Origin of the sequence: Rossellomorea yichunensis (assembly GCF_032337515.1) — a bacterium.
In the GTDB taxonomy this organism is placed as follows: Bacteria; Bacillota; Bacilli; order Bacillales; family Bacillaceae_B; genus Rossellomorea; species Rossellomorea yichunensis.
The window spans coordinates 368,681-386,461 of the sequence record NZ_JAVYAD010000001.1 but is presented as its reverse complement, the minus strand read 5'-3'; the positions used below and the strand labels follow the sequence as shown (position 1 = coordinate 386,461).

The 17,781-nt window shown below is 39.3% G+C and carries 22 protein-coding genes and 1 riboswitch; of the genes, 4 read left to right on the top strand and 18 right to left on the bottom strand.

Annotated elements, in window-relative coordinates; translation table 11 throughout:
• Positions 1-2: 2 nt before the first annotated feature.
• Positions 3-662 carry a 7-cyano-7-deazaguanine synthase QueC gene (gene queC, locus RSX31_RS01970; protein ID WP_315633047.1) on the bottom strand — a complete coding sequence of 220 codons (660 nt, stop codon included), beginning with the start codon at positions 660-662 and terminating at the stop codon, positions 3-5.
• Between the two features lie 124 nt (positions 663-786).
• Positions 787-831, bottom strand: a riboswitch (PreQ1 riboswitch).
• A gap of 186 nt (positions 832-1,017) precedes the next feature.
• The gene (corA, locus tag RSX31_RS01965) at positions 1,018-2,013 is read right to left on the bottom strand and encodes a magnesium/cobalt transporter CorA (RefSeq protein WP_315633045.1); all 996 of its coding nucleotides are present in this window, start codon (positions 2,011-2,013) and stop codon (positions 1,018-1,020) included.
• A gap of 132 nt (positions 2,014-2,145) precedes the next feature.
• On the opposite strand from corA, the gene RSX31_RS01960 reads away from it, so the two are divergent.
• Positions 2,146-3,297, top strand: coding sequence for an aminotransferase A (locus RSX31_RS01960; RefSeq protein ID WP_315633043.1), 1,152 nt, complete (start codon positions 2,146-2,148; stop codon positions 3,295-3,297).
• Between the two features lie 45 nt (positions 3,298-3,342).
• Here the strand turns inward: RSX31_RS01960 and RSX31_RS01955 are convergent, their stop codons facing one another.
• On the bottom strand, positions 3,343-3,519 hold the full coding sequence (locus RSX31_RS01955) for a hypothetical protein (RefSeq protein ID WP_172655616.1): 177 nt from the start codon (positions 3,517-3,519) through the stop codon (positions 3,343-3,345).
• Positions 3,520-3,873: 354 nt separating this feature from the next.
• On the opposite strand from RSX31_RS01955, the gene RSX31_RS01950 reads away from it, so the two are divergent.
• Entirely contained in the window at positions 3,874-4,569 is a 696-nt protein-coding gene (locus RSX31_RS01950) for a GNAT family N-acetyltransferase (RefSeq protein WP_315633041.1), read from the top strand.
• A 137-nt stretch (positions 4,570-4,706) separates the two neighbouring features.
• Here the strand turns inward: RSX31_RS01950 and ptsP are convergent, their stop codons facing one another.
• From ptsP to RSX31_RS01885, 13 genes are all read right to left on the bottom strand, one after another.
• The gene (gene ptsP, locus RSX31_RS01945) at positions 4,707-6,428 is read right to left on the bottom strand and encodes a phosphoenolpyruvate--protein phosphotransferase (protein ID WP_315633040.1); all 1,722 of its coding nucleotides are present in this window, start codon (positions 6,426-6,428) and stop codon (positions 4,707-4,709) included.
• Entirely contained in the window at positions 6,428-6,694 is a 267-nt protein-coding gene (locus RSX31_RS01940) for a phosphocarrier protein HPr (protein WP_034756145.1), read from the bottom strand. The genes ptsP and RSX31_RS01940 overlap by 1 nt, the downstream gene beginning before the upstream one ends.
• Before the next feature lie 308 nt (positions 6,695-7,002).
• The gene (locus tag RSX31_RS01935; protein ID WP_148968555.1) at positions 7,003-7,266 is read right to left on the bottom strand and encodes a hypothetical protein; all 264 of its coding nucleotides are present in this window, start codon (positions 7,264-7,266) and stop codon (positions 7,003-7,005) included.
• Positions 7,267-7,348: 82 nt separating this feature from the next.
• The gene (locus tag RSX31_RS01930) at positions 7,349-8,131 is read right to left on the bottom strand and encodes an ABC transporter permease (protein WP_315633038.1); all 783 of its coding nucleotides are present in this window, start codon (positions 8,129-8,131) and stop codon (positions 7,349-7,351) included.
• A gap of 18 nt (positions 8,132-8,149) precedes the next feature.
• Entirely contained in the window at positions 8,150-8,437 is a 288-nt protein-coding gene (locus RSX31_RS01925; RefSeq protein WP_315633037.1) for an ATP-binding cassette domain-containing protein, read from the bottom strand.
• Positions 8,434-8,763: an ATP-binding cassette domain-containing protein gene (locus RSX31_RS01920; RefSeq protein WP_315633035.1), complete on the bottom strand. Its 330-nt coding sequence runs from the start codon at positions 8,761-8,763 to the stop codon at positions 8,434-8,436. The genes RSX31_RS01925 and RSX31_RS01920 overlap by 4 nt, the downstream gene beginning before the upstream one ends.
• 91 nt (positions 8,764-8,854) lie before the next feature.
• On the bottom strand, positions 8,855-9,352 hold the full coding sequence (locus tag RSX31_RS01915) for a hypothetical protein (RefSeq protein WP_315633033.1): 498 nt from the start codon (positions 9,350-9,352) through the stop codon (positions 8,855-8,857).
• Between the two features lie 743 nt (positions 9,353-10,095).
• Positions 10,096-11,289 carry a DUF58 domain-containing protein gene (locus tag RSX31_RS01910; RefSeq protein ID WP_315633031.1) on the bottom strand — a complete coding sequence of 398 codons (1,194 nt, stop codon included), beginning with the start codon at positions 11,287-11,289 and terminating at the stop codon, positions 10,096-10,098.
• Between the two features lie 5 nt (positions 11,290-11,294).
• The gene (locus tag RSX31_RS01905; RefSeq protein ID WP_315633029.1) at positions 11,295-12,227 is read right to left on the bottom strand and encodes an AAA family ATPase; all 933 of its coding nucleotides are present in this window, start codon (positions 12,225-12,227) and stop codon (positions 11,295-11,297) included.
• 229 nt (positions 12,228-12,456) lie between these two features.
• A complete protein-coding gene (locus tag RSX31_RS01900; RefSeq protein WP_397548073.1) occupies positions 12,457-13,200 on the bottom strand; it encodes an SDR family oxidoreductase in 744 nt (247 codons plus the stop codon).
• Between the two features lie 152 nt (positions 13,201-13,352).
• Positions 13,353-13,532: an aspartyl-phosphate phosphatase Spo0E family protein gene (locus RSX31_RS01895; RefSeq protein WP_262371612.1), complete on the bottom strand. Its 180-nt coding sequence runs from the start codon at positions 13,530-13,532 to the stop codon at positions 13,353-13,355.
• A 107-nt stretch (positions 13,533-13,639) separates the two neighbouring features.
• Positions 13,640-14,230 (bottom strand): cell wall hydrolase, encoded by a 591-nt coding sequence (locus RSX31_RS01890; RefSeq protein WP_315633024.1) that lies wholly within the window; start codon positions 14,228-14,230, stop codon positions 13,640-13,642.
• Between the two features lie 178 nt (positions 14,231-14,408).
• Positions 14,409-14,603, bottom strand: a complete 195-nt coding sequence (locus RSX31_RS01885; RefSeq protein ID WP_148968547.1) for a hypothetical protein — start codon at positions 14,601-14,603, stop codon at positions 14,409-14,411.
• A 165-nt stretch (positions 14,604-14,768) separates the two neighbouring features.
• Between RSX31_RS01885 and RSX31_RS01880 the strand changes: the two genes are divergently transcribed.
• Together RSX31_RS01880 and RSX31_RS01875 are read left to right on the top strand one after the other, a co-directional pair.
• Entirely contained in the window at positions 14,769-14,948 is a 180-nt protein-coding gene (locus RSX31_RS01880; protein WP_148968546.1) for a YkvS family protein, read from the top strand.
• 129 nt (positions 14,949-15,077) lie between these two features.
• On the top strand, positions 15,078-16,463 hold the full coding sequence (locus tag RSX31_RS01875) for a DUF2254 domain-containing protein (RefSeq protein WP_315633022.1): 1,386 nt from the start codon (positions 15,078-15,080) through the stop codon (positions 16,461-16,463).
• 48 nt (positions 16,464-16,511) lie between these two features.
• Here RSX31_RS01875 and RSX31_RS01870 read toward each other — a convergent pair whose 3' ends face one another.
• Positions 16,512-16,631 carry a DUF6254 family protein gene (locus RSX31_RS01870; RefSeq protein ID WP_222928654.1) on the bottom strand — a complete coding sequence of 40 codons (120 nt, stop codon included), beginning with the start codon at positions 16,629-16,631 and terminating at the stop codon, positions 16,512-16,514.
• A gap of 72 nt (positions 16,632-16,703) precedes the next feature.
• Positions 16,704-17,735, bottom strand: a complete 1,032-nt coding sequence (locus RSX31_RS01865) for a YkvI family membrane protein (protein ID WP_148968544.1) — start codon at positions 17,733-17,735, stop codon at positions 16,704-16,706.
• Between the last annotated feature and the right edge of the window lie 46 nt (positions 17,736-17,781).

The window sequence follows — 17,781 nt, the reverse complement described above, 5'->3', positions numbered from 1 at the left end:
CTTCACTCTCCCCCTTGTTTTGCACTTTTATATTCTTTCAGGCCTTTTTGTCTAAGCTCACAGGCAGGACACTCACCGCACCCGCTGCCTTTTATCCCATTATAGCAAGTGAGTGTATTTTCCTGTACATAACGGAAAGCACCTAAATCATCTGCCATTTCCCATGTTTGTGCTTTATTGATCCACATTAGTGGAGTATGGATCACAAACTGATCATCCATGGATAGATTAAGGGAAACATTCAAGGATTTGACAAATATATCCCGGCAATCGGGATATCCGCTGAAATCCGTTTCACATACACCTGTTACAATATGCCTCGCTCCGATTTGCTTGGCGAGTATGCCTGCAAATGACAGGAATAATAGATTCCTTCCTGGAACGAATGTAGATGGTAATTCACCATCCTGGTGAGTGATTTCTTCATCTGCCCTTGTTAAAGCACTTGGTGCCAGTTGATTTAATAAGCTCATATCTAATACATGGTGAGGGACTTTCAGATCCTCTGCAATCTCTTTTGCACAATCAAGCTCTGCTACATGCCTCTGACCATAGTTAAATGTCACCGCTTCTACTTCTTTAAATGCTTTCTTTGCCCAAAATAAACACGTTGTACTATCTTGACCTCCGCTGAATACGACTAACGCTTTCTCTGTGTTCATAAAAGGTTCTCCTTTCTCTTCTACAGGCCTTTTGCCATGAAAAGAAGAAAGAGATTCTGTGTTACCCTATAACATTGGCTTTAAAGCCGTCATTAACAAAAAATAACGACACCTAAGGATGCCGTTTTCCTTAGTTTTTTATAGAGGGTTGTGCTAGAACCTCTCGAGACTTATCAATAATCCCAGTTCTTCTTCTTTTGTCCTCAACCAATATAACGTTTTTTTTCAAAAAAATCTACCGTTTACGGGAATTTCATCGGAAAATTATCTCTATCGTGACGGCCGCCGATCATTTGTATGATACCCAGATAAAAAAGCAGAACTCCACTATGGAATCACTGCTTTTTCAGCATAATTATTTTAAACGAAGGAGCCTTCTTCGTTTTCTCCGTTTTTTTGTGCTGAATCTGAGCCAGCCTATTTTCATAAAGAAACCAAACATGATCAGTGCTATGATACCCATAACCCCAAGAACGATAAAGTATCCGCTTCGCTCATCGAGTTCCGGCATATAGACAAAGTTCATACCATACAGACCCGCAATAAATGTAAGAGGCATAAATATCGTCGTAATGACGGTTAAAGTCATCATGATATTATTCATTTTATCTGAATTAATGGATAAATAATTATCCCGGATATCTGATGAAAATTCACGATACGATTCAAGCATCTCGACAAGCTTAATTAAATGATCGTACACATCATTAAAATAGAGCTGCTCTTCTTTGAGTGCATTCAATCTGCCGGAATTGCTGATACGGTATAATAAATCCCTCATGGGAACGAGGGTTCTTCTTAGCTTTGACATATCATGACGGATATCGAATAATTCATCCATCAGATCACTATCCGCATCTTCATTCGTGTTATCTTCTATTTTATTGAGACGATCTTCAATACCATATACAAGGGGAAAATAATCGTCCACTAACCGGTCAACAATTGCATGCATGATCTTAAAAGGACTGAGCTGATCCCCTTCTTGCTGAACTTTTTCCCATACATTATTTAATTCCCTTACAGGTTGTTTATGGAAGGTAACGATAAAACTTGCGTTCACAAACATATTTACTTCGTGGGAATCCAGCGATTTCTGATTAATGGCGTGCAGAAGGACAAATATGTATTGGTCATAAAAATCGAGCTTAGCCCGCTGGCTGAAATCGTCCAGGCAATCCTCTATCGCAAGTGGATGGAATCGAAAATACAGCTTAAGTAACCGGATATCCTTGCTGGTCGGTTCTGAAAAATCCACCCAATACCATTTAACACCTTTTTCTTTTATTCTGGATAAGGGAACATTCTGTTCAATTTCCCCATTTTCCATAATAATACTCGTACGAATCATATGGCTCTCCCTAACTGACATTTATTTATTTTTTAAACTTTCCCTTTTTCTTCATTATTCAAACAAAATCATTACGTAAAAGCTGGAATTAATGATAAAATATGAATCAAATTATTAAAGTAGGTGTACGTATTGGAACAGTATATTAACCCCCGGATCAAAGACATCCAGATATCCGGTATTAGAAAATTCTTTAATATGGTGGCAGACATAGACGACATCATTTCCCTGACAATCGGTCAGCCGGATTTCCCTACCCCACAACATGTCAAAGATGCGGGTAAAGCTGCCATTGATGATGATTTCACCACCTATACCCATAATGCAGGATTTCTCGAATTACGAGAAGCTGCGGCTTCATATGTAAAAGAAAAATATAATGTACATTATAACCCTGTCAATGAAGTCATAGTCACAAATGGCGCTTCTCAGGGGATCGATGTGATCCTTCGTACAATCCTATGCGAAGGGGATGACTGCCTTATCCCGGGACCCGTTTATCCAGGCTATGAACCGATCATTAGACTTTGCGGTGCTAATCCCGTACATATTGATATCACACAAAATGATTTTAAGTTGGATGCCGCTCTTATTGAGGAGAGCTTAACTCCTTCTACAAAATGTGTCATATTGCCTTATCCATCCAATCCAACAGGAGTAACCCTATCCAAAGCAGAATTGAAAGAGATTGCCGACTTGCTTAGAAATAGAAATGTCTTTGTATTGGCTGATGAGATTTATAGCGAGCTTGCCTTCGATGATTCGCATTATTCCATTGCCGAATATTTAAGAGAACAAACTATCGTCGTCAATGGCCTTTCTAAGTCACATAGTATGACCGGCTGGAGGATCGGGCTGGTATTCGCTCCAGAATCGATTTCCAAGCATCTTATAAAGGTTCATCAGTACAATGTTTCCTGTGCTTCTTCAGTCTCCCAGAAAGCAGCCTATGAAGCTCTTACAGTCGGGAAAGATGATGTGGCAGATATGAAGAAAGAATATAAAATACGAAGGGACTATGTATACAACCGATTAATTGAGATGGGATTTAAAGGAATCGTCAAACCCGACGGAGCCTTCTACTTTTTCGTCAAAATACCAGATAGGATTCTTTTGAGTTCATTTGATTTCTCGTTGGCACTTGCCCAAGAGAAAAAGGTGGCTGTCGTTCCTGGAGATGCTTTTTCCAAGTTCGGCGAAGGATACTTCCGGCTATCCTATGCCTGCTCCATGGAACAACTTACAGAAGGGCTTGACCGTATCCAATCCTTCATCCAAACCTGACGAGAGGGACGGACCTTGCATAGCAAGGTCCGTCCCTCTTCGTGTTTATCCTTTATATTCACCGTTATTTTTAGATGCTTTTTCTTTTTTGGCTTTGTCTTTGTGGATTTTGTTTGTTGCCGCACTTCCGATTTCGTGGGCAAATTCAGCATTGATTTTAGAAGAATCGAACCCTTTTTTGTTCTTCTGTTGTGGATCATTCTTTTTTGTACGTTTCGCCATTGCTTTTACACCCCTTTTATTGATCATGCTTACCCTTCAATGGATCAGCATAGGATTATTATTCGCTTTCTTCTTTTTCACTATACGAATCAACTGCCGGCATAAAAAGAGCAAAAAAAAAGAACCAACTCAGTTAACTGAGTTGGTTCAAAAAAAGGAAAAGGGGGTGTTAGTGAGAAATTAATCTCCAATTTCATGCTTAATTATAGAATACCCGCTTTCCACAATGATAAACCGCCCTTCTGAAAAAAATTCAGTTTTTTTCAGAAGAAAAGTTATTTCAGTAAAACACTTTAAAAAAGCGCTTTCATAACGTATAATAAACAAGTAAATTCTGAGGAGTGAGGTTCTGACATGTATATGAAAGAACAGTATGTTTTCAGAAACGATCAAATTTATAAAGCTGTTATCAGAAATTATTCCAAGGATGATTTCGACGACATGATATCCGTTCAAAAAAGAGCATTCCCACCTCCCATCCCATCAGAATTGTGGTGGAATAAAGACCAACTCGCACATCATTTGTCTCATTTCCCCCTTGGGGCCATGTGTGTGGAAGTTGACGGGAAGTTAGTGGGAAGTATGACAAGCTTAATCGTCGACTTTGATCCGTTAGAGCCCCATCATACGTGGGAAGACATAACCGATGATGGATATATCCGGACTCACAATGAGAATGGAAATACATTATACGTGGTAGATCTATGTATCGATCCTGATTATAGGGGATTTAAACTTGGAAAGGTCTTGATGAATGCCATGTTTGAGATTGTGGTACATTTAAAATTGGATCGCTTACTTGGCGGCGGTCGGATCCCTACCTATCATAAAGTGGCCAAAGATTTTAGGATTGATGATTATATACAGAAATTAACGAGTGGAGAATTCAAGGATCCCGTCATTACGTTTCTTCTGCAAACAGGACGCACTCCATTAAAAGCGGTAAAAGGGTACCTGGAGGATGAAGAATCATGTGACTATGGGATTTTAATGGAATGGAAAAATCCTTTTAAAAGTTCTAGCGCATTTTGCAAAAAATGTACTCCCTGAAAAATAAAAAGGGGATTGAAAGAACAATACGTTCCTTCAATCCACAAGAAAGGGGGAAATGAGAATAAAAAGGCCCAAAGGGTGTGCCTTATTCTTCACAGATATAATACCCTCATTCCCACCATCTAAACCTAAATTTATTCCATTGATGTCGCTTTTTTCACAGCAGAAATGACAGCATCATTGGTGTCTAATTGTAGTGCTTGCTCTGCCAGTTCTTTCATTTCAGCACGATTCAACTGACGGATTTGAGAACGCGCGCGTAAGATCGATGTAGCACTCATAGAGAACTCATCCAAACCTAATCCCAGAAGGATCGGCACTGCAATCTCATCTCCGGCCATTTCACCACACATACCTGCCCATTTGCCTTCTTTATGAGCCGCATCAATCACCATTTTAACTAGACGTAAAATGGCAGGGTTATACGGTTGATATAAGTAGGAAACCCGCTCATTCATGCGGTCGGCAGCCATTGTGTACTGAATCAGATCATTGGTTCCGATAGAGAAGAAATCTACTTCCTTTGCAAAAACATCTGCCATTACAGCAGTCGATGGAATTTCTACCATGATTCCTACTTCAATATGATCAGCTACGTTTGTACTATTCTCAAGAAGAGCTTTTTTCTCTTCTTCAAGGATGGCTTTCGCTTCTCTGAACTCTTGAAGATTTGAAATCATCGGGAACATGATTTTCAGATTTCCGAATGGGCTGGCCTTTAATAACGCTCTAAGCTGAGTACGGAAGATATCCTGTTCGTCCAGACAAAGTCGGATTGCACGATATCCCAGGAATGGATTCATTTCTTTTGGCAGATTTAAGTAAGGAAGCTCTTTATCTCCACCGATGTCAAGGGTACGAACCACTACAGGTTTCCCTTCCATACCTTCTAATACAGCCTTATAAGCTTCATATTGCTCGTCTTCAGACGGTAATTCGTCACGACCCATATATAGGAATTCTGTACGGTACAGACCTACACCTTCTCCGCCGTGATTCTTCACCCCTTCAAGATCCTTAGGTGTCCCAATGTTAGCAGCAAGTTCAACATGCTCCCCATCCTTGGATACCGTTGGTTCATCGACAAGCTTCGCCCATTCAGCTTTTTGTTCTTCATATCGGGCATGCTCTTTCTTATACTCTTCGATGACTTCAGGAGTCGGATTAATATGTACTTCTCCATTTAATCCGTCAACGATGATCATGTCGCCATTTTCAACAGAGGAAGTAATGGATTTCGTTCCCACTACAGCTGGAATCTCCATCGAACGGGCCATAATGGCCGAGTGAGATGTTCTTCCACCGATATCTGTTGTGAATCCTTTAACAAATTCACGGTTTAATTGTGCCGTATCAGAAGGTGTTAGATCCTCTGCAATCACAATCACTTCTTCTGTCACCATGCTTGGGTTCGCAATCTGTACGCCCAACAGGTGTGAAAGGACACGTTTTGTCACGTCACGGATATCCGCAGCACGTTCTTTCATGTATTCATTGTCCATGGATTCAAACATGGATACAAACATATCCGCTGTTTCTTTAAGGGCGAATTCAGCGTTTACATTTTCGGATTTCACTTTGTCTTCGATTGGTGTCAGTAGTTCTGGATCGCTTAGGACAAGAAGATGCGCTTCAAATATTTGAGCTTTATCTTCACCTAAATCAACTCTTGCTTTATCACGAATCGCTTCAAGCTCTGACTTGGACGTTGCAATGGCTTCCTGGAAGCGTGATACTTCCTGTTCAGCATTGTCTACGTTTTTCTTTTCAAAGCTAAGGTCGGGTTCAACTAAGCGATACGCTTTCGCAATGGCGATACCATTTGATGCCGCAATTCCTTTTAAAAGACTGGACATTACTCAGCTAAACCTTCTTTGTTCAATGTTTCTTGTAAGCTGTTTAACGCTTCTTCTTCGTCGCTACCTTCAGTAATGATTGTGATCTCTGCACCTTTACCAACACCTAAAGACATAACACCCATAATTGATTTCAAGTTTACTTTCTTTTCTTTGTATTCTAGATGTACATCGCTGTCGAATTTGCTTGCCGTTTGAACTAGTAGAGTTGCCGGACGAGCGTGAATTCCTGTTTCAGCTGTAACTGTAAATGTTTTTTGTGCCATGTAAATCGACTCCTTAATTTATCTTGTTTTTGGTTGCTTCATTAAAGTAATGGATTATGTAGAATACGTCAACTATTTCTAGTAAATAATCCATTCCTACTATAAAGCTGTTCAATAAAAAAGAATAGCATGCAATGAAGATATACACAATTGTAAAGCTTGATTTTTTTAGTATTTCATAAATTTGCCACTGTTATGAACCTATTTATGTAAAATTTCATGTTTATTTATCAAAAAAACTGACTCTTTAAATTCCCCCAATGTTTGAGAGGGAATCTTTAGTATGAGCCAGTTTAGTCAACATGATACTATTCTCTTTCTACCGCTTCAGATTTTGCTTTCATGATATTATAACCGATTTTTGCCTTTATGACCGTGCCTTTCAGTGTCATTTCATGATCTTCAGAGGTGTTTGTATATACGTTTACTAAGTCACATATGCACCGGGAGAATAATTCTGAGAGTTGTTTTAATTCCTGCACCTCATGCTTACCATCCTCTTTCATTAGTTCTTCTATGACATCCATTGCTAAACTTTTCACTCTTAGGGCCTGTTCTGTTTGGTAATTCATATAACACTCTCCCTTTCCCTACCATTCTTTCTCTATCATATGCAGGTGAAAACTAGATTAGAACAGGAGTGCTATATGGTATTTATACATTTAATTGGGCATCTCTCGTAAATAATTGCCTATATCCCAATAATATAAAGCTAATGACTGTTAAGGCTACACTCCCAATTATGCCTAAAAGTATGGCAATCTGATACTCGATGGCTACTAATGGACTAATCCCCGACAGGATCTGCCCTGTCATCATTCCAGGTAAAAAGATGATGCCCATCCCTAACATATTATTAAGAGTGGGAAGAATCGCTGCATCAAAGGCATTATCTACATATTTCTTGGAGGCTGCTTTAGGGGTTGCTCCGAGCATGAGGGCACCTTCTACCGTTTCTCTTTGATCCTTTAATCCCCCTAATAGAGTATTGATCCCCAATGTGATGCCCGTCATTGAATTCCCCACTATCATTCCGGCAATTGGTATGAAATATCTCGGTTCGTACCAAGGGGAGAAATGGATCACAACAATATTAAAGTAGAATAAGCTAATGAGAGTTCCAATTAATAAAGAAAAAGCCGCAATCCCTTTCAGTTTCTTATTCATTTCATATTTAACCTGCTTAAAAATATTCCTGATGGCGAAGGCTTCCATGATCAAAATGATAGCTAACGTAAGCCACGGACTTGGATTGTCAAAAATATAGGTCAGTATGTATCCTGCGATAATTAGCTGAATGGTCATTCTAAAAGAGGCCAGGATAATCTGCTTCTTCCTGGAAATCCCTCTCCATTTCACAATAACTAACAATAGAAGAACGAAGACGTATGCTGCGATAAATCTCCACAGCTCTATATCAATAATGCCTTTTTCCAATCATACTCTCTCCTTCTTTTATTTTGATATGGTAATGATCTCTTCACCATATTGCTCGGCAATGTTGGTCGAATGAGTGACCATGATGACGGTTCCTCCATGGCCTTTGGCAGTTTCGATAAAGCTTTTCATCACTTCGATTTCCGTTTCCTCATCAAGAGCAGACGTAGGCTCGTCCAATAAATAGACAGGTGGCTTCATCAATAACACCCTGCCAAGGGACAGGCGCTGTCTTTCCCCTCCGGATAACCGTTCAGCAAGCCCATCAAAGGGTTTATCCAGCCTTACGATTTCCAGCGTCTTCATGAGCTCATCACGACTTGCAAGGTCTTTTCTGAAAACATAAGACCCTTCTGCAAATTATCTTCAACCGTATCCCCGAACAATAAGGGGATTTGTGAAATCATCACTACTTCTCTTCGAAGTTTTACAGAGTCAATTTCTTGTAAGGGAGTCTCGTTATAATAGACCTTTCCTTCATCTGGTATATTCATTTTATTCAGCAATTTTAGAAGAGTGGATTTTCCTGCACCGCTTTCACCCACCAAGCAGGTAGTCTTGTGTCCAGAAATGTCCATCTCCTGAATATGTAAAATATCTTTAAAGTGCACATCCTTTAATTCAAATAACATAGTCAACTCCTCCTCACATGTATCATACCCTATAGGAAAAAATTTAAAAGAGCTAGGACAGGGGGACCACTCATGCCTGCACTAGCTTCTTTTAATAATCTTTCCTATCTTTCATTTCAGAAATATGGACCTTTATTTGACTAGTGAAGTAATCGACATCATCTTGACTTGGATCTTTCATTCCGTACCTGACCTTTTCATAAAGGGAAAAAAATTCCTCCCCTTCAACAATCCTCATTCTCATAAACCATGAACGAACATTTTCATTGGAATTTCTACCCAAATTAACCGAAGAAGCTTCTATTTCTAAAGTCTTCATTGACTTTCGGATGGTGTTGCTTGCATCGGAATAATCAGCTTTTATAGGTTGTTTTCTTTCCTCGTTATGATTTGATGTAAATGTTGTCAAAAGTGAGATAGAATCCTCAACATCATTCGTTTCCATCGTGATCTGCCTCTTTTTCAATAAATAGCTGATTACGATTATAAGAAAAACCCCAATCAAAACTACCTTTAACCATGGTATTGTAATTCCTTCATAAAAGGCATTTTGCTGAATTGACTTCAAATCTGTCTTATCAAGCTTCATCCCCCTTCCCTCCAAGGTATCACTTGAAATGAGGCTCATTACCCAATCTTTTAATTTGACTAACAGATGAAAGATTGGATCAATTAAAAATGAAATGACCCAAAAAACCTTTTCCACAACCCAATAGAAACCCGTCCTCACGAATGGAATGAAGAAAGACAGCCCTCCTGCAGTGAAGATAACACCTAGCAAGATAACTAAAGGCTTTAACAACTGCTTGTACATACCAGATTGTGAAGAGGAATGACTCATCATTCTTTGAATTGCCGTACCTATTGCAATGGAAGACAGCAGGGTAAGGAGCAGAAAGTAAATAACAGTCTCATTGCCCAAATCATTCACTAAATTGAATATTAAAGATACTGCGGAGAAAAAAATGAATGCCAGCACCACACCGCTATTAAGGTCAATATTATTCTCGTCACCCTGAAAATGGGTAACAAATCTCCAATGGAGATACAACAATATTATTGAAAAAAGCCACCAGGATACTGAAAAGATGAAGATTCCCAATACAAGTAGCGCAGACAAAAGACCATATAAAATAATTTGATGTATTTGTCCCCTCCTCACAAACATGATGATGCAAGGGAATAAGCAAACTGGCACAAGGCTGACAACCGGCAGATAACTCCCGAGGAAAGTCTCTCTTGACACGAAAAGAGTTACGACTAATAGAGAGAATAATAAGTCTATGACCAGCAACAATACCAGCTTAACGATTAGCCTCTGATAATATTTTGTTAAGAAGGAATTTTCGATGTTTGATTCCATATTGTTACAACTCCTTCTTCTTCATCAGATTTCAACATGAAGATTTCTGTTTCTTTCATGGAAATCTTCACCAACCGTTCTTTTTCCCTGGAGTTCATCAATCCCCCTACTATAAGGACAGACGGAACAAGCTGCCTTATATGAAGGTGCTGTAAAACGATATGAAATGGAACGGTGAACTCATCCGTCGATAAAGTGGACAACATTTCCAATCCTTTTTGCTGATGCGTTCTACCTGTTCCTGTAGGTAGGTAATAATAAGGCCTGCTTCCCTGACTTCTAGAATTTAACACCAAGGAAAACGAAATATTTTTCTCTACAGCGAGATGCATCAAATAAGCTGTGTGTTTAATAATGGACTCTAACTGCCCGGTAATGGAATAACGATCTGAGAGATTAATAGCAATCATCCACTCTTTCTTTATGGATGGTGTATATACTTTTGTTTGCAACTGACCGGTTTTCGCAGAAGCCTTCCAGTTAATATCTTGAAAGCGATCGCCAGTAACATATTCTCTGGTACCTATGGGCTGGAAAACATCGAAAAATAGGGAGTGAGGGGAAGATAACTCCCCATTTCGATTCGAGTCCCTGTTTTTCAGAAGTCTCACTGGAGAAGGAGACGGAAAAACAATCATTGTCGATGGGACTGGCTTCTGTAAATCCATGATCACCTTCCCACTTCCAAACAGATGGGGAATGACCAGTTGTACTTTCGATAAACGACAAAGACCTCTTCGTCTGCCCTTAATCGGTAATCGGACCATACCTTTCACTCCATTTTCCATGGAGAACGGAATCGACACTTCAATCATGTTCCCATGATAGGACTCATAAGGATGAGAAATCGGCACAACAATATCTTTAAAGGATAGTTTCAGAGTGGCTCCCCAAACCGGAAGCCCATGATTTTCAATATGGAAATCCCAGTACCCCTCCTCTTGACAATGAAGCCTCACTCGTTTTGACTTATTTACAAGGTTGATCCCCACCCCAATTTTATCCAAATACCATTTATGAGCCCTGAAATATAGTAAACAGAAGAGGAAAACGGAAAGTCCTGTATACAATTGAAAGATAAAGCATGCTCCTACGGCAATAATGAGAAGAATTTCACTCAGTGAATTATAAGGATCTTCTATGATTTCACGTCTCCAATCCACAACCACTACCTCGTTTCAACCGGAAGATTTACCATCTCTACTAATTGCTTCATTACTTCTTCATTCGTTTTTGTCAATGAGGCTTCTGCTGTTAATTGGACCCTGTGTTGCAATACATAGGGAGCTACCTGCATTACATCCTGAGGGCGAATAAAATCTCGCCCTTCGATAAACGCCTGTCCCTGAGATGCTTTTAGCAATGCCAAACTTGCTCTTGGACTCGCACCAGTCTCAATCCATTCGTGCTCCCGCGTCCCCCTTGTCATCTGTAAAATATATGTCTCTATATCTGAGTCAGCATGTACTTGCTTCACTTGATTTTCCATTTCTTGTATTTCAGATAATGTAACCACTTTTTTGACTTCACTTAAAGGATGATTTATTTTAAATCGGGTTAAGATCATTCTCTCTTCTTCAAAATCAGGATATGTAAACGGAATCTTCAATAAAAACCTGTCCAGCTGTGCAGCAGGCAGTGGAAATGTCCCTTGCTGAGATTCTATAGGATTCTGCGTGGCCACCACTATAAATGGGGGCACTAATAAGACGGTTTGCCCGTCTATGGTGATTTGCTTTTCTTCCATGACTTCCAGTAAGCTTGCCTGTGTTCTCGGGGTCGCCCTGTTAATTTCATCAGCCAGTAAGACGTTCGTGACAACCGGTCCCGTTCTTAATTCGAATTCTTGTGTTTTTGGATTAAAAAATTGTATTCCTGTTACATCACTCGGTAACACGTCAGGAGTGAATTGAATTCTTTTAAATGCCCCATCAATACAATGACTGAATGTTTTGGCTAGCAGTGTTTTGCCTGTGCCGGGCACACTTTCCAACAGAACATGCCCTTCTTGAAGTAATGCAATCATTAATAGGTCTATCTCTTTGTCTTTCCCCACTAGCACTTTGTTCATTTCTCTTTTTAATGAATCTAATGGATTCATCTTTTTCCCCCTCTTTACATTCAACAATATTAATTGAATTTCAGAAAAATATAACTTTTCTAATTCTATCATAATTCGTTGTTAAATTATCCCTTTTCATACAAAAAGCCGACCACTTTCACCGTGTTGGTGGGTGATAGGCTCTTTTTTACCAGATTACAGTTGTTTACAAAGAGAAAGAGAGTGTGAAGCATGAGCTAGGAAAATCCCTTGATCTATCTGAATCATTTTAATGCTCATAGATCATCTTCCTTGTCATTCCACCATCCACCACTAGGTTTTCTCCTGTAATGAAATCATTATCAGGATGAGCGAGAAACAGGCACGCCCTTGCTATGTCTTCGGGTTTTCCGACTCTGCCCGAAGGATGCTGGTCATGGTCCCTGTCCCGTAATGAATCATAATCTTCTGTTTGAATCCACCCCGGACTTATTGAATTCACCCGTATGCCCACATCACTCAGTGTGACGGCCATTGAATGAGTCAAACTCACAATGCCTCCTTTTGTTGCAGAGTAGGCTTCCGTATCCGGTTCTGACATTGAAGCTCTGGTAGAAGCCATATTAATAATGCAACCACCCCGGTTCTTCATTAAAGCGGCCCCTTCCCTACTGCAATAGTAGACGCTACTTAAGTTTGACGATAGAATGCTGTCCCATTCTTCATGGTCCATCTCCCAAAAGGAAATGAACTTCGAAACACCTGCATTATTAATAAGTACGTCCACCACGCCATGATCTTCTTTTATCTTTGAAAAGACATCTTTTACCTGTTGATAGACTCCCACATTCACTTCATGAAACCGTGTTGAATAACCTTCTGAATTGAGTTGCAGGGATAATCCCTCCCCTTGATTCACATCCATGTCCATAAATTCAACAACTGCGCCTTGCTTTGCAAATTCTTCAACAAGCGTTTTACCGATCCCATTCGCTCCTCCTGTTATGCAAACAATTTTATCTTTCAATCTTATCATCTCCCTTTATCTAAAAATTTCCATTCGCGATTCACTGTTCATTCTCCCTAATAAGCATACCCCTTCCCCATTGCCTAAAACCTCTCCCAGACAATAGAAAAGGATTAACCTTTGGAAATGCCGGGACATTCCAAGATTAATCCTTTTATTTATTGTACTATCTTATTTTTTGTCGTTTTATTAATATCATTACGCTGATGAATATTGATTAAAGCATCCAGCTCTTTACTAAGTTGAATGGTGGCTGGACTGCTGAGCCCAAAACGGACGCCTGACTGTATCATCTTCCATCTTACCGTTTCAATTCGAGTCACAATGGTCCCATTCACCAACATCACCTCTTTTTCTTTACTCTATTTTACTATTAATTTCACGTAGAGAAAAGTAAAAAGTATCAGAACGCTATTTTGATATTATATGAAATCCTGCGTAATGATTATTTTGCGAAGCGGTGTTTTCCAATGGTTAGCAATGTGTCTCTATTGGTAATCCAATCGCTTGTAGATGTGACTGGATTATAGAAGAAGAGGGAACCTTGTCCCTGACCCCTGAAAGCCATAGCCTCTTGAACCGCGTCTCTCGATTCCTGAGAAGGCGCTTGGTTGATTTCCCCGTTTTGAACGGGTGAAAAGGCATAATGACCGTTTGCTACCTGGTAGATTACTTCTTTAATAGAGCCTGGGAATTCAGTGGAATCCACTCGGTTTAAAACAACGGTTGCCACAGCCACTTTACCAGCATATGGCTCTCCTTTAGCTTCTGCATGAACCAGTTTTGCAAGTAACTCACGATCTTCATTCGTTACTTCATTTTCTGGTATTGCTAACGTTTGACCTGGATGAATTTCATTCGATTTCAAATCGTTCACTTTTTTTAGTTGAAGGACAGATACAGATTTCTCCTTACCTATATCCCAAAGAGACTCACCATTTTCTACAGTGTGAACTCCCTTAGCTGCAATAGTTTGAGTAGAGAATGAAACAATCGAAAGTGCTGCAATCCCCGCTAGTAAGCTTTTCTTAATCATATTTCTACCTCCTAATTAGCGCTCCTCACTAAGATAACAACGAATATACTGAATTTCATCAGGTAATGGTTTCCACCGGCCTTACCTTCTACCTTGGCAATACATTCTAAATAACCATAGTGCTACATATATTGGATATGAACCAGAAAAAAAACGGGGGATCTCACCCCCGCTTCTTCTAACTTCGTGGTGTATCTAAATAGTGATAAAGAATATTACCGCCATGCTGAGCCACTCCACGAAACTGTTTAAAATCCTCTTGTTTAACGAGCACAGATCGAAAGGTGAGAAAGTCTTCTTTCATCACTCTTATTTCTTCCACTTCTCTTGTACGCAATAATTGTAGTTGTTCAAGAATTTCTGTTTCACTCATATCCAAACCTCCATCCTGAATGTCTCTATTGTAGGTTTAAAAGGATGTAAACCTCAAGAATAATTTTTTTGATGAAATTTTTAGAAAACTCTTTACCTTTTCTTGAGTTTACGTCAAAATATTAGTAATTGTTTGTAGAATTTTGGCAAAAAGGGGCGACCTCTGATGAAAAAAGCAGAAATTGGAAATGTGATTGAATTTAGAGAAGGTTTAAAAGGCATTGTAGAGAAAGTAAATGAAAACTCGGTTATCGTTGATCTAACGTATATGAAAAATTATCGGGACCTTGAACTTGAAGAAAAAACAGTCGTTAATCATAAAAACTATAAAATAATTGAAGCATAGTACGATTTTCTAAAAGGTGGAGAACGAAACTCCACCTTTTTAAATTGAACTCTTAAACAAGAGAAAGGTTTACGGAAATGCCATTAAGGATACTCTTATAGCATACTGTAGCGCAAGGTGGACCCCATCATGAATTTAAATATTCACATTATTAACAAAGCCAGGAAAAGTTTTTGGTTTGTACCATTTTTATTTTCACTCATCTCATTAGTTCTTGCTCTCATCACCTTCTATTTTGATTGGTGGTTGAGTCAGCATGATTACCCTTTGTTCCCTAAGGTACTGTTTTCCAATTTTGATTTATCCATGACCATTATCAGTACGATAGCTTCTTCGATCATGACCATGACCACGATTACCTTTTCAACGATTATGGTCGTGTTAACCACCTTTTTATCCCAATATTCACCAAGGACCCTTCAGAACTTCATTAATGATCGTCCTACACAACGGGTTCTAGCCATATTTGTGTCAGGTGTGGTGTACTGCATCACTTTATTGGTTCTCCTTCAGGACGAGTCCGGACAAAAATTATATATTTCTTCGGCCTTTGCCGGTATAGTAGCGATTATTTGTTTATTTGTTTTTGTCTACTTTGTTCATCATGTTTCAAATTGGGTGAAGGTAAGTAATTTAATACATAATATAACAATCAAAACGAATCAAAAAATCGATAATAGTTATTTATATAGAAAGAATGCCATTAATGAACAGCCTTCAACCTTTAATGAGGCGCTCTTTGAAGATACGGAGCCCATTTTGGTATATAGTGAACAATCGGGGTACTTACAACAGATTAATATTGAAGGAATGCTCACTAAAGCTGCTAGTGATGAAGCAGTTATCCGCATGGTGAAAACACCTGGTGAATACTTACTTCAAGGAACCCCTGTCATGACAGCATGGACGACGAATAAAGACATAGATGTAGAAGATTACTTGGAATACCTCGTTTTTGGGCCTGATAAAGAGCCCATGGAAGACATTGAACTAGGGATAAGAAAGCTGGTTGAAATAGCCTTAAGAGCCATTTCCCCCGCCATTAATGACCCTAACACGGCAAAAAACTGCATAGAAGAAATCGGGATCATTCTATCTAAGCTTGCTAAACACAAGCTTCCAAGCTCATATTTATCAGATGAAGAAAACAATGTTCGGATTATTTTGGAACAGCCGACCTTTGGTGATTATCTATACAAGAGCTTTTACCAGTTAAGACATTACGGAAAGCAGGACATATCCATAATTGCCGAAATTCTGCGTTCTCTGAGAATGATAGGGGAAAATAATAGTGAAGAAACGAAGCGTATGGTGTGGACATTTAAAGACTACATACTGGAAGGAATCGATTACGACAGCCTCCAAAATCTCGATATGCAGTACATCATGAGGCATCTGGATGAACTGGCTGCTGCTTGCATGCAAACAGATTGGGATAAGGATGAAGTGAGAAATAAATATTTCCCCGAACAATATAAGACAAGCGACTCTTACCATCATAAGAAAGAAGAGTGATTGGAACCAAGAAAAAACGGATGCCCGAAGCGAAGCATCCGTTTTTTCTTATTCTTTTTCTTTTTTTCCTTCTGAAAGCTCTTTGAAGGATGAAACTTTGCCATGAGGATGCTGTTCCTGCTTTCTTACATTCCACTGTCTTTCTTTTTCGTGTTTTGATTGCGTCATGTTGGCCACTCCTTTTTCATTTGTCTCTATTAACATGAGCAGCAGAACCGCATTTTACTCTCACCTAGATGATTATTTATTGGGTTTCATCCAAAGAAGAATGATGAATAATAAGCTCATATACCCAAAAAGAGGGTATAAGTACGATAAAAGTTCACTGTATTCAAAAAAGCTTAACGAATAAATCACCAAAAAGATACCCGTAAAAGTCATTAACGAAGAGCCCTTCCAGTAATTCGTTAATTGTTTCTCCAGACCAAATACCCCCCCTATCACCGATGTGAAGATCTCACCATAAATGATGATGATATAAATAATATAAAAGCCGGCTACAAAGGATTTCATCACCACAGCCATTGGAATTTGGTATTGTGTCACATCCGGGATCAAGACTAAAGTTATATGACTTGAAATAAGGATCAGTGTAAGGAAAAAACCACCAAGATATCCTCCATACTTAATGGTCTCCCGGTCTTTCACTTCTCCGGCAACGGGAACGAGCACAGCCTGAGCCATGGCCAGATTAAAGGCCACGTATGAAAATGGCGCTACTACGGATTTCCACCCATCCTCTGCATGCGGTATCATAAGAAATGCTTCTAAAAAAGCTGCGTTTCGAACAGAATAAACCATCAAGAAAAGATTAAAGACAATCATAAGAGGAACAACGAACGTATTGACTGCAAAAAGCCCTTTGATCCCAACCATCATCGTGATGAATCCAAGTCCGATCGTCAGCAGTATCCCTAATTGCTTGGGTAGCAAAAGCTGCTCTTGAAAAACAGCCCCCGCTCCTGAAAGCATTACCGCGGAAACCCCAATCAGCATAATCATCATGACGATATTCATAAACTTAGAAAACCATTTTCCAAATAGATATTCATTAAATTCTTCAAAGGACTTTGCTTTGATATCATGGGACTTAAGCATAATCTTCGTTCCCATTGTAATAAATAAGTACCCGCTTAATAAAATCGCAATAAACCCGACAAAGCCAAACCGGGTGAAAAACTCTACAATTTCCCTTCCCGTTGCAAATCCGGCTCCTATTACGGTACCAACATATACTGCAGCGATTTGAAACGACCCAGCTAATTTTTTCATACCATCACCTCTGACAACCTTCTACTTCACCATATGTACAAGCAGA

What these genes read in the sequence shown, in the direction of transcription:
- queC (WP_315633047.1), bottom strand. Translation starts at nt 662, where the DNA reads ATGAACACAGAGAAAGCGTTAGTCGTATTCAGCGGAGGTCAAGATAGT.
- corA (WP_315633045.1), bottom strand. Translation starts at nt 2,013, where the DNA reads ATGATTCGTACGAGTATTATTATGGAAAATGGGGAAATTGAACAGAAT.
- RSX31_RS01955 (WP_172655616.1), bottom strand. Translation starts at nt 3,519, where the DNA reads ATGGCGAAACGTACAAAAAAGAATGATCCACAACAGAAGAACAAAAAA.
- RSX31_RS01950 (WP_315633041.1), top strand. Translation starts at nt 3,874, where the DNA reads ATGTATATGAAAGAACAGTATGTTTTCAGAAACGATCAAATTTATAAA.
- ptsP (WP_315633040.1), bottom strand. Translation starts at nt 6,428, where the DNA reads ATGTCCAGTCTTTTAAAAGGAATTGCGGCATCAAATGGTATCGCCATT.
- RSX31_RS01940 (WP_034756145.1), bottom strand. Translation starts at nt 6,694, where the DNA reads ATGGCACAAAAAACATTTACAGTTACAGCTGAAACAGGAATTCACGCT.
- RSX31_RS01935 (WP_148968555.1), bottom strand. Translation starts at nt 7,266, where the DNA reads ATGAATTACCAAACAGAACAGGCCCTAAGAGTGAAAAGTTTAGCAATG.
- RSX31_RS01925 (WP_315633037.1), bottom strand. Translation starts at nt 8,437, where the DNA reads ATGAAGACGCTGGAAATCGTAAGGCTGGATAAACCCTTTGATGGGCTT.
- RSX31_RS01920 (WP_315633035.1), bottom strand. Translation starts at nt 8,763, where the DNA reads ATGTTATTTGAATTAAAGGATGTGCACTTTAAAGATATTTTACATATT.
- RSX31_RS01915 (WP_315633033.1), bottom strand. Translation starts at nt 9,352, where the DNA reads ATGAAGCTTGATAAGACAGATTTGAAGTCAATTCAGCAAAATGCCTTT.
- RSX31_RS01905 (WP_315633029.1), bottom strand. Translation starts at nt 12,227, where the DNA reads ATGAATCCATTAGATTCATTAAAAAGAGAAATGAACAAAGTGCTAGTG.
- RSX31_RS01890 (WP_315633024.1), bottom strand. Translation starts at nt 14,230, where the DNA reads ATGATTAAGAAAAGCTTACTAGCGGGGATTGCAGCACTTTCGATTGTT.
- RSX31_RS01885 (WP_148968547.1), bottom strand. Translation starts at nt 14,603, where the DNA reads ATGAGTGAAACAGAAATTCTTGAACAACTACAATTATTGCGTACAAGA.
- RSX31_RS01880 (WP_148968546.1), top strand. Translation starts at nt 14,769, where the DNA reads ATGAAAAAAGCAGAAATTGGAAATGTGATTGAATTTAGAGAAGGTTTA.
- RSX31_RS01875 (WP_315633022.1), top strand. Translation starts at nt 15,078, where the DNA reads ATGAATTTAAATATTCACATTATTAACAAAGCCAGGAAAAGTTTTTGG.
- RSX31_RS01870 (WP_222928654.1), bottom strand. Translation starts at nt 16,631, where the DNA reads ATGACGCAATCAAAACACGAAAAAGAAAGACAGTGGAATGTAAGAAAG.
- RSX31_RS01865 (WP_148968544.1), bottom strand. Translation starts at nt 17,735, where the DNA reads ATGAAAAAATTAGCTGGGTCGTTTCAAATCGCTGCAGTATATGTTGGT.